The following is a 15,591-nucleotide window of genomic DNA, read 5'->3' on the forward strand; positions in this document are numbered from 1 at the left end:
TGCCCTTTCCCGGATCAATTTAACATAGTCCAGTCCTTCGCTAATGTTACCTGTTCCAATAGCGCTTTCCGCCAGGTTAAGGATCACTTCCGCGAAGCGCATTTCCATAAAATCAGTACCGCTGGTTTTAAAGTTACCTACCGCATTACTTCCACTGGCAGCAGTGGCTTTCCGGATATAGATACCGCTGCTGTTAAAGCCTCGCTGTTCTGTAGTAGAAGCCGGTGTGGTGGCTGAGGCATTGGCATACCAACGGTATGTCCATAGCCTGTAATTCGGATTCTCTTTGTATGGCCAGCGACTTCCATTGTAAGCAAATGTTTTGTAAAAGCGGGGATCCCTGTTCTTATAAAATTTTTTAGCATCATAAGTGTAAGATGATTGCCCTGGCATTTTACCATCCTTCATGGGGAAAGCATCCAGTATTTGTTTGGTAGGACTAAGGGAACCATCGCCGAATATTTCTTTGGGCCTGGCTGCATTTTCCCAGCCGTTCCACTTCTGCACCTGGTCGGAGATAACATTGTTGAAGCCGAATACGATCACGGCTTCCGGGTTATTGGCTTCCGTAGTGAACATATTTTCCCAGGCAGTACCATCAGAAAGATTACCGTTTTTGAATAAACCAAAACCATTGGCTTCCAGCAGCGATTTTGCAGCGAGATTGGCATCGTATGCTTTTTTCCAACGCGCATTATCGTTGCTGCGGTTAAACTGCGGACTTGCCCAGGTAAGCAGCATACGGCCTTTCAGGGCTGCTGCCGCACCGCTGGTAATTCTTCCCCAGTCGCCGCTGCCAGGCCATTTCCCTGGCAACATCAACATTGCAGAGTCCAGGTCTGCAGCAATCTGATCAATGCAGGCTGATGTAGCGCTGCGCGGGATCTGGAGATTATCTCCCGAACCGATAATGGGATCCTGTGCATGCAGCACCAGCGGCACACCTCCGTAAAGCCTGACGAGATCGAAGTACTGAAAGGCGCGCCAGAAATACAGCTGTCCTTTCAGTTTGTTCCTCGTATATAAAGGCAATCCGTATTGATCTACCTGGTCAAGGAACAGGTTGATCTGCTTCATCCTTGTCCAGGTGTTATTGTTAACGCCTGTGGCCAGCGGCGTACCGAAATAAGGCAGCGCATGCGCGTTCAGGTAAGAAACAGCGGGCCATTCTTTATTCCAGTTAGTTTCGCCCGGCAACTCTTCGGTTGTTTGAGTAAACTGACTGTTGTTAGTGGCCAGGTTCCATGCGAGCGACTGTGCATTGCCTGCAGGAAGGAACATGCCATATACATAATCTACGTAAGCCTGCGCCAGCGTGGAATCCTGGAATACTTCCTCATTCACGCCGCCCAGGTCCCGCTTCTCTTCCAGGAAATCCTTTTTACAGGCAGCAAGCCCGGATACCAGGAAAACAGTGGTTATAATTGTTTTACTATATTTCATGATGTTGTTTTATCATAACGTTATAGACCGGTTTGTAAACTGCCGACAAGTTAAAGTGTCAGATTCACACCTAAAGAATAAGTTCTCAGGTTGGGAAAAATATCATATGGGCCGTCCGGTGCTTTATAATCGTATGGATTAAAGAAGTTAACCGGGTTCAGCATGGTGAGGATGAAGCGGGCGTTACTGATACGCAATGCCTGTATTACCCGCGACGGCAGGCTATAGTTCAGGTTCACGCTTCTCATGCCCATTCTGAAAGCGCTCACTCTCCAGAAGCTGGAAGTGGGTTTAAGACTGATATCTTCCCAGTTAGGATTAGGATACTTTCCGCCGGGATTTATTTCGGGATCATATATATCTTCCCAATAAACCGGCCGGCTCTGGAAATTACGGTCAATGGCATTATTCATCTTCTTCCGGGAATCCCCATCAATTTCCGCCCATCCGCCAAAAGACCCACCAATCACACAATCGAGGCCGATGCCCTTGTAGTTTGCTTTTAAAGTGAATCCAATTCCATAATGATTATTGGCTTTTTTAGCCAGCTGTACCTGGTCGTTTTCATCGATGATGCCATCTGGTCCGGCAAAGGTGCCATCAGTTTTCAGCGCACCTCTTACATCCCTGTAATACAACATACCCGGCTTCAGATCTTTGGCTTCTGTACCAAATACTGAGGTGATATTATATTGTTTTACATAGGCATCAATATCCCCCTGGTTTTTGAACATGCCCTGGTAATCATATCCCCACATGCCATTATCATCAGATTTGCCCTGTTGTTTGTTCCAGGGATAATAAGCATCTGTGGCAGCAAAGTTTCCCTGTTTCCATTTGTTATCATACCAGGAAAAACGAGCGTCAATACCATAGCTGAAATCTTTGTTGATCCTGTCGTTCCACCCGATGCCTATTTCATAACCGAAGAAATCCATCTTTCCCCAGTTTTCTGCGGCTACGCTTCCTCCCACTGTGATGGGGGCAGTGGCAGTTCTTTCCATCAACAGGTCCGTTCCTTTGTTATAGAATCCTTCCAGGGTAAGGGCCAGGCGACTTTGAAGGAAACGCGCATCTACCCCCAGGTTATTCTTATACTCGTTACTCCAGGTGGCATTCCTGTTGGGAGAGGCTTCCATCTTCATACCGGTTGTTACATCTGAATTTCCGCCAAATACGGCTCCCTTCCCACCCTGGAAGCTGTACCGTTGCCGCCATTGCCAGGCTTTTGTATCATCCTTACCCAATAAGCCTGCAGAGTACCTGAGCTTGAGATAATTAACTGTAGAAGATTGAAAGAAGGATTCATTGGAAATAACCCATCCTGCAGATATAGAGTAAAATGTGCCCCAGTAATGCTCCGGTGCAAAATGTGTGGAAGCGTCTGTACGGAACAGAAATTCTGCCAGGTATTTATCGGCATAGCTGTAATTAACACGGCCTATATATCCCAGCGTACCGGATTCCGCGCCGCTTGTTCTGCCGTCAATAGCGCCAAAAGCGCTGCCAAACTGCCCGTTTGTACCTGCAATAGGTTTTTCTTTCCATACATCCTGCTGCTGGGAAGAGGCTTCTCCTTTTTCCACTGAAACAAGGCCGCTGATGTTATGCTTGCCGAATGCGTGAGCATAGTTCAGCGTGAAGTTCACCTGTTCCGTTTCCGCATTTGAATTGGAATAATACAGCCGGTTGCCGTTTTCGTAAGTAGCGCCGGGTAGCTTCACGGTAGCGCCATCATCAAAGATATGTGCGTTTGTACCAGTTCTGTTAAAGTCGTAAAGCCTGTAGGTAGTACCTACCTGCGATGCATTGGCGCCGGTGAAATACCTGGCATAATTCACCCTTGCTTTTAATCCTTTCAGGAAGGGAAAATCATATTCCGCATAGGCGTTTACCGCCAGTGTTTTATCTTTTGTTTCAGAGAGATTTTTTAATCTTTCTATTTCATAAAAATGATATCCCGAGAGTTTATCCGTACTGGGTATTTTCACCGGGTAGCCGTCAACGTAAGCCGGGATATAGCGTGGTGTCAGCAGCAGGTTGCGGTAATCGTTCTCTTCATTCTCGTTGCCGATTTTGTTGAAGGTTCTTACCTGGTCGGACCAGTTGCCGGATACCTGCAGGCCCACTTTCAAACCGGAAGCAACTTTAATATCGCCGCCTGCACGGAAGGTCCATTTCTTATAATCAAGGCTGCTTAAATTCCCGTTCTGCGCATAATAGGATGCACTGGCAAAAAAGGTAGCTTTTTCTGTACCTCCGCTGATGTTCAGCGTGTGCCGCATATTGGAAGAACTTTTCCATACAGGGTCGAGCCAATCGTAGTTGATGTTCTTAAAATGTTCCAGTTCATCGGGAGAAAAGAAAGCGTTCTGATCTGCGGCGTCTTTATTTTCCCCATAGGGTCCGTTCATAATATTAATGTATTGCGCGAAGCCGTAGGCGCTCATCATTTTGGTACGGTAACTTTCGTCGTTGATCCCATAGGAGCCGCTGTAGCTGATCCTGGGGGCGCCAACGCGGCCACGTTTGGTAGTAACCAGTACTACGCCATTTGCGGCCCTTGATCCATATATTGCAGCAGAACCGTCTTTCAGGATACTGATGCTTTCTACTTCGGATGGATCGAGGTTATTAAATTGCTCCGCATCATTTTTACCATCACCGGTTACCTGGATCACACCGTCGATTACATATAACGGATCTGTGGAGCCACCGTCTTTGGTAAAGGTGGCAGGATTCCTGATGGTGAGTGCCGCCTGTGAACCCGGCCTGGCGGTACCACCGCTCACAGATAAACCGAGCACGCGTCCCCGCAGGGCGGCGCCAAGATTGCCCACTGGCAGGTCTTCCACCTCTTTTGCCTTAAGGGTGCTGATAGCGCCTGTTAAGTGTCCTTTTGTTTGTGTGCCGTAACCAACTACCACTGTTTCAGAAAGATCCGTAGATCCGTTCTTCATAGTTACGTTCACTACCTGCCGGTCGTTTACCGGTACTTCCACCGGTGCATGGCTGATAAAAGAAAATACCAGCACTGATTTGCCATTGGGTACCTGGATCGTATAATTGCCGTCGGCGTTACTGACAGCCCCTTTTAAAATGCCTTTAACGCGTACCGTTACACCCGGAATTTCTTCCCCCTTATCCGACAATACTTTTCCTCTCACAACGATAGGTGCTGCTGTTTGTGCGGACACAGCGGTAATGTTGATACATATATAAAAGAATAGCAGTAATAGGATCGCCCCTGTGGTAAATGGCTTACCAAAAAGTAGCTGAATCATTGATTTAATGATTTAAATGGAGAATAAGAGTTGACAGAATAGATTAGTGTCTATCCGACAATTATAAAAATGCAGACACGAATGGAATATTTTTTTTCATAACAAAGGAATTTTTACGGTCTTTCCTTTTACAACCAGAGACGCTGTTCCTCTCTGATAATTACTCCCTCAATTCATGAGGAGTATATCCTGGGATCAAGCTATAAAATTATTTACTTAAAAAAGGAATATCTGCTGTTTTTATTTACGCAATCGTTGCCGGCATCGTTGCCGGGAAACTATTTTGCAAAAAAATATATCATAGTATAGCATAGTAAATAAAAAATCCTATCTTGGTAAAAGTTGATGCGATAAAAAAAAGTTTACCCATCGTATTCACTGTATATTATTTATTATCAACCTGGTCTTCCTTCTTACAATCCTGATGCTGTTCCATTAAATCCAGGTTATGAAGAATGTAATGCTGTTTAAATACCGGCAGGGACTATTGCTGTTATTGATCATCCTATTTTACCAGGTATTATCTGCTCAAAAAAAAATTATTTATCAACCTGAGTGGAGCTCACTTCAGCAACATAAGGAAGTGCCGGAATGGATCCGCGACGCGAAGTTTGGGATTTACTGTCATTGGGGAGTATATACTGTACCGGCATATAATAATGAACATTATTATTCCCATATGCATGCCGATTCCGGTTACTCCAAACTGGGTACCTATCAGCGGCATATAGCTTTATATGGACCATTATCCAGGTTCGGCTACCATGATTTTATCCCGATGTTCAAAGGAGAACATTTTAACGCGGATGAATGGGCTGACCTGTTTGTAAAAAGCGGGGCAAAGTTTGCAGGGCCTGTAGGCGAGCATCACGACGGCTTTTCCATGTGGGACAGCCAGCTTACACCGTTCAATGCAAAACAGATGGGACCACACCGCGATGTGGTAGGCGAACTGGAAAAAGCTATCCGTAAAAGAGGAATGAAATTCTTTGTATCGTTACACCATGAGCTGAATTATGGTTATGTAAAGCCAAAACCCGGGTGGGCGGCAGCTAACCCGAAGTATGCAAAATTATATGGTACGCCTATGCCGCATGAAGACTGGCTGAAGATGTGGCAGGGAAAGTGCAATGAAGTAGTGGATAAATACCACCCGGACATTATGTACTTTGATTCCTGGCTGGAAAATATCCCAGAGCAATATATTAAAGGCTACCTCGCTCATTACTTTAATGATGCGGAGCAACGGGGGCAGGATGTAACAATGACCTATAAGGGAAATGACATACCTGAAGGCATAGGAATGGTGGATCATGAAAACAGTCAGCCTGATCATATTGTAGACCGGCCATGGCTATGCGATTATTCCATTGGTACCGGCTTTGCCTTATCATGGGGATATACAGACGGTATGGAGATACGCACGCCACGCGAAATAGTGCATAAGATCATTGAAGTGGTGAGTAAGAACGGGCAGCTGCTGCTGAACCTTTCTCCTACCTCAGATGGCCGCATCCCCCAAAACCAGCAGGAAGTAATGTTCCGTGTAGGTAAATGGATGTGGGCTAACGGGGAATCCATTTATGGCACACGCCCCTTCCGGCAATACGGTGAAACCACCACCGAAGGGCAACGGGTACATTACACCCGCAAGGGTAACAGCGTGTATGCTATTTTCCTGGACTGGCCAGGCGATAATAGCACTGTTCATTTGAAAGCATTGCAACGCGACAGTTTAGGCGGGGATATACAATCTGTACAGTTGCTTGGATTAAAATCATTGGATAACTGCCCGTTCCGTTTGGATGAACAGGGACTGGCACTCACTATCCCCACCAAAACAAGGATACCATCTGATATAGCGTATGTTTTTAAAATAGTACTTAAAAACTCTAATCATAACGTGAACGAGAACGGGCAATCAATGTCCCAATCGCAGGGGAACCATGCACAGGCAGGTTCCCCTTTTTTTAAAACTGAAACGCCGTTATTTGAAATTACCGGCGGCCCGGATGCACCCGTGATCAATGAGGGAATGCCCGGCACCGCCGGTATACAGGGTGGATTTGAAGGCGGCGCCTGTGTGAAAGTAAATGGCACCTATCACCTGTTCCCGACAGAAAGAGCCGGAGAGGCAGGTATGCCGCCTTACTACGACCGGGTAAAAACACGGATCGGGCACTGGACCAGTACCGACGCTATACACTGGACACGACAAAAAGCACTTTACCAGGCCAGCGGGCAATACGCATTAACTGCAGACGACAATCCCATGAACGACCGCCGCGCCGCGCTCTGGTCCTTCATGCCCATTTACAGTGAAGCACATCAGCGCTGGTATGGCTATTACCTGGCTTATACCGTACATAAAAACATTGAGCCCAATCATTCCTTTGGAAGGATCTGGCGTGCGGAATCGGTAAAAGCCGGCATAAACGGCATTGGTGGCCCATACACCGATAAAGGCATTATTATGGAGCCGGGTCTTGATTCCCAGCTATGGGAAGGACGGCAGGGCGTAGCCTCCTTCTTTCCCTATCCTGTGGGGCAGGAATGGCTGGCCTTTTATGCAGGCGCATATCCTTATCTCAAACGTGACGACTATCCTGCAAAATCAGGAAAGGGCTGGTTTATAGGGCTTGCCCGCTCCTCATCACTGGAAGGGCCCTGGACCAGGATGGACAGCAGCGTGAATCCTGTTACTTCCATTCATCCCTGGTTTGTGGAAAATCCGCTGGTTAGCAAACTGCCGAATGGTTTGTATATTGCATTATTCGACGGCGGCCCCGAAGGATTCGGACTGCACCTTCCTAACATGATGGGCTATACGCTTTCCAAAGACGGCCTGCACTGGACAGCCGCCCGTTACTTACCGATCCAGGCCAAAGTGAAGAAATGGTGGGATATCATGCGAACGCCGCTTTGCCTGATACCGGAAGGAAACGATCGCTATACCATCCTTTATGCCGCCATTAATAATGAAAAGCGTTTTCATCCCATCGGCATGGTACATGTGAAATTAAACCGGCGGGTGCTGGAAGAACTGGAAAACAACATAGGCACTGTGGACTAAGCAGGGCTTAAAATATTTCAACAAATCAGCGCAATCCTGAATAAGACAAACTCCGCATGAAGCAATTTTTCAGCACACTATTTTTCATAGGCATGTTGCCGTTATTCATCTACAGCCAACCTTCTCCCAATAAATCTGTATGGCTGGTTACCAGCCCCCACTCTGCTCCCAGGGTACAATATGGTATGGAGCGATTAGACAGTGCCCTCAAAGCAGCGGGGTATCATGTGCAAACCGCCAGGCAGTTGCCCTCACAGAAAAACGTAGCGGTGATTGTTATAGGCGCCATTAGCGACAGGCTCACGCAAACGGCTATACGGCAATTCAAGCTACCCGTTACCAGTGCGCCGGGAAAAGAAGGATTTGTGATTAACACCGCTAACAACCATGGATTGATAGCCGGTGCAGACAACAGCGGTATTTTATATGGCTGCCTGGAAATGGCGGAACGCATCCGGGACAGCGGTACACTACCGGAACGCCTCTACGTAGCGGATCAACCGGAGATGGTACTGCGCGGCACCTGTATAGGCATACAGAAAACAACCTATCTCCCGGGCAGAACAGTGTATGAATATCCTTACACACCGGAGGATTTCCCGTGGTTCTATGATAAGGCATTATGGATCCGCTACCTGGATATGCTGGCCGCCAACCGCATGAACTCATTATACTTGTGGAATGGCCATCCATTTGCTTCCCTGGTGAGGTTAAAAGATTACCCCTACGCCGTGGAAGTAGACAGCGCCACCTTCCGGAAGAACAGGGAAATGTACCATTTCCTGACAGCAGAAGCCGACAAACGCGGCATATGGGTGATCCAGATGTTTTATAATATTATCGTCTCCAAACCTTTTGCAGAAAAACACGGACTGGTTACGCAGGACCGTAAACGGCGCATACTGCCGCTGATTGCGGATTATACCCGTAAGTCCATTGCCGCATTTGTGGCGGAGTACCCCAATGTGGGGTTACTGGTAACATTGGGAGAAGCTATGAGCGACGAAGATGATGAAAAATGGTTCACCCAAACCATTATTCCCGGCGTAAAAGACGGGTTACAGGCATTGGGAAAAACCACGCTCCCGCCTATTGTAGTGCGTGGACATGATACCAATCCCCAGGCCATTATGAAAGCCGCTCTCCCATTGTATCCCAACCTGTATGTTGAAAACAAATACAACGGCGAGGCGCTCACCACTTACCATCCACGTGGCCCGTGGGCAGCCATGCACAGGGCTTTAAGCAAGCTAACTGTAGATATTGACAATGTCCATATCCTGGCTAACCTGGAGCCATTCCGGTATGGGGCCACCGCCTTCATTCAGAAATGCGTGCAGGCCATGCATAATATTCACGGGGCTAACGGGCTGCATCTTTACCCCGAGGCATCTTACTGGGACTGGCCCTATACAGCAGATAAGGCAAACCCCCGTTTGCTGCAGATAGACCGCGACTGGATCTGGTACCAGGCATGGGCGCGTTACGCGTGGAACTGCCACCGCAGCAGGAAAGAAGAAGACCATTACTGGAGCAGTTTGCTGGATAAAAAGTATGGTAGCAGGTCAGCAGGTGCACATATACTGAAAGCTTATGAAGAAACCGGTGAGATAGCACCTAAGTTACTACGGCGTTTTGGCATTACTAACGGCAACCGGCAAACGCTTACACTCGGTATGCTGATGAGCCAGCTGGTAAACCCTGAAAGATGGCGCGTATGGCCCGATCTATACGATTCCGACGGCCCTGAAGGTGAAACGCTCGCCACTTATGCCGCCCGGGAATGGCAACACCTGCCGCATACCGGTGAAACGCCCGTGCAGATCATTGCCGAAGTTACACAGCATGGCGAACGCGCTGTGAAAGCAATTGAAGCAGTAACTATGGTGCCAAAAGATACCGCCGGATTTGCACGGGTAAAAAATGACGTTTATTGTTACCAGGCGCTGGCCCACTTCTATGCGGCAAAAGTACAGGCAGCCTTATACGTACTGCGGTACCGCTACTCCCGCAACAATGAGGACCTGCAGAAAGCCCTTCCCTACCTGCAACAAAGCGTGGCGTATTTCAGGGAGCTGGCGGCTCTCACTAAAGACAGCTATCTGTACGCCAACAGTATGCAAACGCAGCAAAGAAAGGTGCCCGTTGGCGGCGATAATGGCCATAACAAAACATGGGTGGAGCTGCTGCCCTGGTATGAAGCAGAGCTGGGATACTTTACACAACATCTCGATTCACTAAAAAACACTTCGTTACATAGCAATAACGTAAACGCACCTACGTTACCGGTCCGGTTGCAACCGGCGCCAGTTACCCTATTAGATCCAGTTGCGGGGTATTATAAGCCAGTGGCTCAGCAGCGTGTATTTACCGATAAAGATATCCGTATACAGGCTGTACATCCTTCACTGGCGGATCTACAGGCATTATCTTTTTCCATGCAGCAGCAACAGGAAAATGGCACCACCCTTCGCTTCAGGAACACCCACCCGGTAAAAATGTTAGTCGGCTATTTTGATACAAAGGAGAAGAGCTACCTGCAGGCGCCCGACCTGGAAACTGATGCCAGTGCAGATGATCAGGGGCAGGCGGCCATCAGGATTACACACGCCTTATCGCTTTCTTCGATGCCGCCGGTAAACGTCCATACCTATTATTTTGACGCTGGCGAACATACGTTTATACCAGGTAAAGGCGCATGCCTGCTACTGGGCTTTACAGGCGGCAACCAGGAAATCAACGGATATAATACCAACCAGAAAGCAGACAGTACACAACAGCTGGATTGGTTATTTGAAAAATAAATACAAGCATATATGAAGCCGGTTATTTCACTCGATCATTCTTCCGATGCGCCCAAATACCAACAGATCATACAGTTCATTATCAATGCCATTGAAACCAACCAGTTAAAGATCGGCGACAAACTCCCTTCTGTAAACCAGGTTTGCGAAAATACCGGCATTGCCCCTAAAACCGTCATGCAGGCTTTCCGCAGCCTCACACAATCAGGTATCATATCGGCTGTAAGGTATAAGGGCTTCTTTGTGGCCAGCACCAATACGCAATCAACACACAATATCTTCGTATTATTTAACAGTCTCACTGCCTACAAAGAAGAAATATATGAAAGCATAAAAGATACGATTGCAGGTAAAGGCACAGTGAGCATTTATTTTCATCATAATAATGTGGCATTGTTTAATACGCTGCTGGCACAAAGCAATGGTAAGTACACTGCCTATATTATCATGCCTATCAGGGATAAGGGTATTGCATCATCCTTAATGCAATTGCCACAACATAAGATCTATATCCTCGACCTTGGCTATCGCGACTGGGGCACCAGGTATCCTTCTGTTTGCCAGTATTTCCGGGAAGATATTTACGGGGTATTGCGGCAGCATCTTACAAAGATCCGTCGCAAATACAATAAACTGGTGCTTGTAACAGGTCCCGGCTTTTATAATCTTACCCAGATTGAAAGCGGGTTCCGACTGTTCTGCAGGGAATCCGGGATCCGCTCAGCGGTTATTACCCATGTGGATAATAAACCGCTGACGCCCGGCGAATTGTATATACTGGTACATGACGGCGACCTCGTGCATCTTGTAAAGCGGATCAGCGCACTGTCACTGAAACTGGGAAAAGATATCGGGATCATTTCCTATAATGACATTCCTATCAAAGAAATTGCCGCCAATGGTATTGCTACTATTTCCACCGACTTTACGAAGATGGGGGCAGATATCATTAACATGGTGCTTCACAAAAAAAAGATGCATATCAAGAATCCCTGTAAACTGGTAGAGCGGCCATCGTTTTAAGTTCTTATTTCCCTTCGCATAAAAAGATAATAAGAAAGTGCAAAACAAACAACCGTAGCCGCAATAAGGCCGCTTACCTGTGGCCATACCACCAGCAGGCTTTCCCGCACCGATAGCGGCGACGGAATAGCGCCGGCCATTTGTTCCATTGTGAGAGGCCCCAGGCTGCGCACAGATGGCATCAGCAAGGTAGTGGTGGCATCTGTATACAACTGGCTTGGTACAAACCGCAGGAAGGTTAAAATGATCCTGTTGTATGCTACCAGCTGATCCTGGCTCAACACATCAGGGTTAGGCAGGAATGCTTTGATAATAACATTCACAATGATCTGGTAAAAGACCGTAAAGAATAACCAGATGGCAATAGCCGTTAATGCAGACGTGGCAGGCTGGCGAAATTTCACTGAAAGCAATATGGACAGGTTCAGCCAGAATGATACGTAGATCACGCTCAAAATCACAAAGCATAGTATCCGCATAAACTCAGACGGTTCTATACTTACACCGGTAATGATCAATCCGCCGCCTATCATTAATAGGTTAAGCGACAGGAAAAGCGTGCTGATAACAATGAGCGAGGCCACGAACTTAGCGTTAATCACCGAATCGCGGTAAACCGGTTGTGCCATCAGCCGGATCAGCGTACCGTTTGATTGCTCTGAATTAATGGCATCAAAACCAAGACTGATACCCAGCAACGGTCCAAGGAAGCCAATGAAGATATGAAAAGGCGGCAACGACCCATCTGTTGTGGTGAGCAGTTTCAGGTACAGGTATAACCTGTCGGGGTCGTTGATATTTGACACTGCCTTGGCAATGTTGGCCATAGACACATACATGGATCCCAGGAAAGTAAGCAGTATCAATCCCGCCAGGATGATGAAGCGCCAGCTATGCACCTGGTCTGCCACCTCCTTCCGTACCATGGCAAAGAAAGGGCTCGCTGCTTTATATCGCTGCTGGTTACTGCTTTTTGAACCTGCTGAAAAAAGACCGTTGAAATAGGCCGCTTGACTTTTCATTAGATACGTTTTCCTTTAAATTATTTTCAAAATACCGTTGATAGATTTCATCAAGGCCATAACTTTTCTGTTGTACGCCGGTAACATCAAATCCATGCTGCACGAAGAAACGTACAATATCAGGGGTGATATTTTCCCTGCCTGATATTTCCACTACTGTTCCATCTACTGTTACCTTGCTTACAGCCGGCATTTGCAGGATATCTTTTTCCAGCTCGATTGCCTCACTGATGGCGGCTTTCAGCGTTACCTGCACAGCATAGGGCGCTGCGTTGAACAGGTTGGCTGCCAGTGTTTCAATATTGCCTTCCGCCAGCAGGCGCCCACCAACGAATATGCCTACACGATTACATACCTGCTGCACCTGGTGCAGGTGATGCGACGATAATAATATGGTGAGCCCCTGCGCCTGGCTCAACTGCCGGATCAGTTCCAGGAAATCCCTTACGCCTGTAGGATCAATACCCAGCGTAGGTTCATCCAGGATGATCACTTCCGGTTGTTTAAGCAGCACATCTGCCAGCCCAAGCCGTTGTTTCATACCACGGGAAAAGGCGCCCGCCTTTTTATGTATAGCAGCTTCCAGTCCTACTTCCGCCAGCATGTTCCGGGCACGGTCCTTTACTTCCGCTTCCGGGATACCATTCAGCCGCCCGATGTAAGTAAGATTTTCCAGCGCCGTTAACTCATTGTAAAAGCCCACGTTATCCGGCATGTAACCCACTTTACGTTTTACCGGGATAGGATTACGCGCGGCATTCAGTCCGCAGATGCGCGCTTCTCCGGCAGAGGGTTCTGTAAGACCAAGCAGCATTAATATGGTAGTTGATTTCCCCGCGCCATTGGGACCAAGTAACCCGAATATTTCGCCTTTGCCGATAGCCAGGTGCAGGTTATCCACGGCCTTCAGTGAGCCGTAGTATTTGGTCAGCCCGTTCATCTCAATAATTGGTTGTTCCATAAGCTATCTCCTGCCATATTTACGGATAAGGTAATACACCGCACCTAACGCAACCACTATCACCAGTATGCCAAGCCATCCTGTAAGAACGGATGTAGTGACGGTCATACGGAAAGCCGCACTGGAAGAAGCATTGGTATTTTTAACGGAGAAGTTAGTGACATAATCACCGGCAATGGTTTTATCAGGTACACTCAGCGTAGCGGTAACTTCAGCGTCTTTCCCCGGTTCCAGGCGGGTAATAGTGGATGGTACAAATGCAGCATCCCATTGCGGGGGAGCCTGTCCGGAAAGATCGAGGTTCTCAAGTGCAATCGTCCCCGTGTTCTTCACCAGGAGATGGATCTCTTTACGGTTGCCCTCTGTTATTTCATCGCTCAGCCGGCCTGTTGGCGTAGTAAGCGCAACACCATACGAGCCTTTCACCACTGCTTCCAGGTTCAGCTTTGCCGAATCTGCGCCTGTTACCGCAAGTACCGGTATATTATATTTCCCGGGTTTGGTTTCTATAGCAGGATTAATTTCCAGGGTGATATCCTGTGTTTTTTCTGAATCGATATTCAATGATGTTACCTGTACACCCTCTACTTTAAAAGAAGCATTCCACCCCGGGGGCACATTGGCGGAAAGCTGGTATACACGGGATACAGCAGCGCCGTTATGTAACCTGGTGTTGTAGGTGAACGGCGTATTGGTGGCCGCTTCAATGTTAATAAGCCTCGCGGTGAATGGTGGTGACGAGTGATTGTTGGCCTGCGCCCCGCTTTGTTTGGTGAATGAAACAGCTAAAAGAAAAAAGCAAAGAAAAGATGGCAGATGCAACCGGATCTGCCGGCGATGTTGGTTGTTGCTTGCTAACATTGCTAACATAAGATTAATAAATAATAATTATATTCAGATGAAATAATAGCTATTTACTTCCAAGTACAGCAGTGGTAAAATGGTGGTCTGTATTTCAGACAGCGACCAATTTAAAAAGAAATATTAAATGCAATTGCAAAAGAAATGTGAAAATTTTAACAAAGACAAAGATATGCTGCCAGCAAACGTGTTTGTTTATTATGCCAACTATGATACGCCAATGCCGGCACACATTTTCAGTAAGCTGGCGGCAGTGCTTCCGGAAGGCCTACGGACGGCCATTTACCGGTACCGGCGATGGGAAGACGCACATGCTGCTTTACTGGGGAAACATTTATTACAGTACTCATTGCGGCGGCAACAGCTGCCACATACCCTCAAAGATATTGAGTACACCACCTACCGGCGGCCGTTTATCAAAGGAACTCCCGACTTCAATATCACCCATTCCGGTAATATTGTTGCCTGCGCGGTTGCTGAAAAAGGCCGTATTGGTATTGATATTGAAAAGCCACAGCTATTGCCGGCGGATGATTTCCGGCAACAGTTCAGCCGGGAAGAATGGAACGATATTTCCCTCGATCCTGCTCCACCAGCTGTTTTCTACAAATACTGGACACGAAAGGAGGCTGTATTAAAAGCTGCAGGCACAGGGCTGAACGAGGAACTGCATCTGCTTAATACTACTACAGATATTATCTTTTATGATCAGCATACCTGGCAGCTTCAGCCCATATCCATAACGCCGGCGTATACCTGCCACCTGGCATGCAGTGAAATGAATATTACGGTTTCTGTTCAGGAAGTGAGTACCAGTGAACTGGCAGCCGCTGTTATATTATAATAAACCTGTTTTACCCGGACTGTGGCAAATTCTCTTCAAAAAATGCCTAAACGTAAAAAACAATTATATTTTTTAAACGATTAATAACCAACAATTTAAAAGCAGGCTAAACATTTCTGGTGCGATATTGGTTTACCATTAGGCACATCAAAATCGTATGGCTATGAACAGGAAAATCCTAATCACGGAAAGCGATGTTGATATAAGGTTACTTTTATCATCATTGCTTGGGAAGCATTACCAGGTGTTTTTCTTAAATGATGTAGACCAATTACT

At 47.1% G+C, this 15,591-nt stretch carries 9 protein-coding genes; 4 read left to right on the forward strand and 5 right to left on the reverse strand.

The window, feature by feature from the left end:
- Together VN105_RS08005 and VN105_RS08010 are read right to left on the reverse strand one after the other, a co-directional pair.
- Positions 1-1,443 (reverse strand): RagB/SusD family nutrient uptake outer membrane protein (locus tag VN105_RS08005; RefSeq protein ID WP_325639650.1); only part of this gene is annotated, 1,443 nt, incomplete at its 3' end.
- A 50-nt stretch (positions 1,444-1,493) separates the two neighbouring features.
- Positions 1,494-4,727: a SusC/RagA family TonB-linked outer membrane protein gene (locus VN105_RS08010; RefSeq protein WP_325639651.1), complete on the reverse strand. Its 3,234-nt coding sequence runs from the start codon at positions 4,725-4,727 to the stop codon at positions 1,494-1,496.
- A 448-nt stretch (positions 4,728-5,175) separates the two neighbouring features.
- Here VN105_RS08010 and VN105_RS08015 point away from each other — a divergent pair, with 448 nt between their 5' ends.
- The 3 genes from VN105_RS08015 to VN105_RS08025 are packed head-to-tail and all read left to right on the forward strand — an operon-like array spanning position 5,176 to position 11,627.
- A complete protein-coding gene (locus tag VN105_RS08015; RefSeq protein WP_325639652.1) occupies positions 5,176-7,800 on the forward strand; it encodes an alpha-L-fucosidase in 2,625 nt (874 codons plus the stop codon).
- A gap of 56 nt (positions 7,801-7,856) precedes the next feature.
- Positions 7,857-10,604, forward strand: coding sequence for an alpha-d-galacturonidase (locus tag VN105_RS08020; RefSeq protein ID WP_325639653.1), 2,748 nt, complete (start codon positions 7,857-7,859; stop codon positions 10,602-10,604).
- A 12-nt stretch (positions 10,605-10,616) separates the two neighbouring features.
- Entirely contained in the window at positions 10,617-11,627 is a 1,011-nt protein-coding gene (locus tag VN105_RS08025; protein ID WP_325639655.1) for a GntR family transcriptional regulator, read from the forward strand.
- Here VN105_RS08025 and VN105_RS08030 read toward each other — a convergent pair.
- From VN105_RS08030 to VN105_RS08040, 3 genes are read right to left on the reverse strand one after another with little or no spacing between them, the layout of a single operon-like run.
- Positions 11,624-12,649 carry an ABC transporter permease gene (locus VN105_RS08030; RefSeq protein WP_325639657.1) on the reverse strand — a complete coding sequence of 342 codons (1,026 nt, stop codon included), beginning with the start codon at positions 12,647-12,649 and terminating at the stop codon, positions 11,624-11,626. The genes VN105_RS08025 and VN105_RS08030 overlap by 4 nt on opposite strands.
- A complete protein-coding gene (locus VN105_RS08035; protein ID WP_325639659.1) occupies positions 12,591-13,610 on the reverse strand; it encodes an ABC transporter ATP-binding protein in 1,020 nt (339 codons plus the stop codon). Before VN105_RS08035 ends, VN105_RS08030 begins: the two co-directional genes overlap by 59 nt.
- Positions 13,611-13,613: 3 nt before the next feature.
- Complete coding sequence (locus VN105_RS08040) at positions 13,614-14,471, reverse strand: NEW3 domain-containing protein (RefSeq protein ID WP_325639661.1); 858 nt, start codon at positions 14,469-14,471, stop codon at positions 13,614-13,616.
- Positions 14,472-14,643: 172 nt separating this feature from the next.
- On the opposite strand from VN105_RS08040, the gene VN105_RS08045 reads away from it, so the two are divergent.
- Entirely contained in the window at positions 14,644-15,315 is a 672-nt protein-coding gene (locus VN105_RS08045) for a 4'-phosphopantetheinyl transferase family protein (protein ID WP_325639663.1), read from the forward strand.
- Positions 15,316-15,591: the final 276 nt, after the last annotated feature.

Source organism: Chitinophaga sp., assembly GCF_035564935.1.
GTDB lineage: Bacteria > Bacteroidota > Bacteroidia > Chitinophagales > Chitinophagaceae > Chitinophaga.

What these genes read in the sequence shown, in the direction of transcription:
- VN105_RS08010 (WP_325639651.1), bottom strand. Translation starts at nt 4,727, where the DNA reads ATGATTCAGCTACTTTTTGGTAAGCCATTTACCACAGGGGCGATCCTA.
- VN105_RS08015 (WP_325639652.1), top strand. Translation starts at nt 5,176, where the DNA reads ATGAAGAATGTAATGCTGTTTAAATACCGGCAGGGACTATTGCTGTTA.
- VN105_RS08020 (WP_325639653.1), top strand. Translation starts at nt 7,857, where the DNA reads ATGAAGCAATTTTTCAGCACACTATTTTTCATAGGCATGTTGCCGTTA.
- VN105_RS08025 (WP_325639655.1), top strand. Translation starts at nt 10,617, where the DNA reads ATGAAGCCGGTTATTTCACTCGATCATTCTTCCGATGCGCCCAAATAC.
- VN105_RS08030 (WP_325639657.1), bottom strand. Translation starts at nt 12,649, where the DNA reads ATGAAAAGTCAAGCGGCCTATTTCAACGGTCTTTTTTCAGCAGGTTCA.
- VN105_RS08035 (WP_325639659.1), bottom strand. Translation starts at nt 13,610, where the DNA reads ATGGAACAACCAATTATTGAGATGAACGGGCTGACCAAATACTACGGC.
- VN105_RS08040 (WP_325639661.1), bottom strand. Translation starts at nt 14,471, where the DNA reads ATGTTAGCAAGCAACAACCAACATCGCCGGCAGATCCGGTTGCATCTG.
- VN105_RS08045 (WP_325639663.1), top strand. Translation starts at nt 14,644, where the DNA reads ATGCTGCCAGCAAACGTGTTTGTTTATTATGCCAACTATGATACGCCA.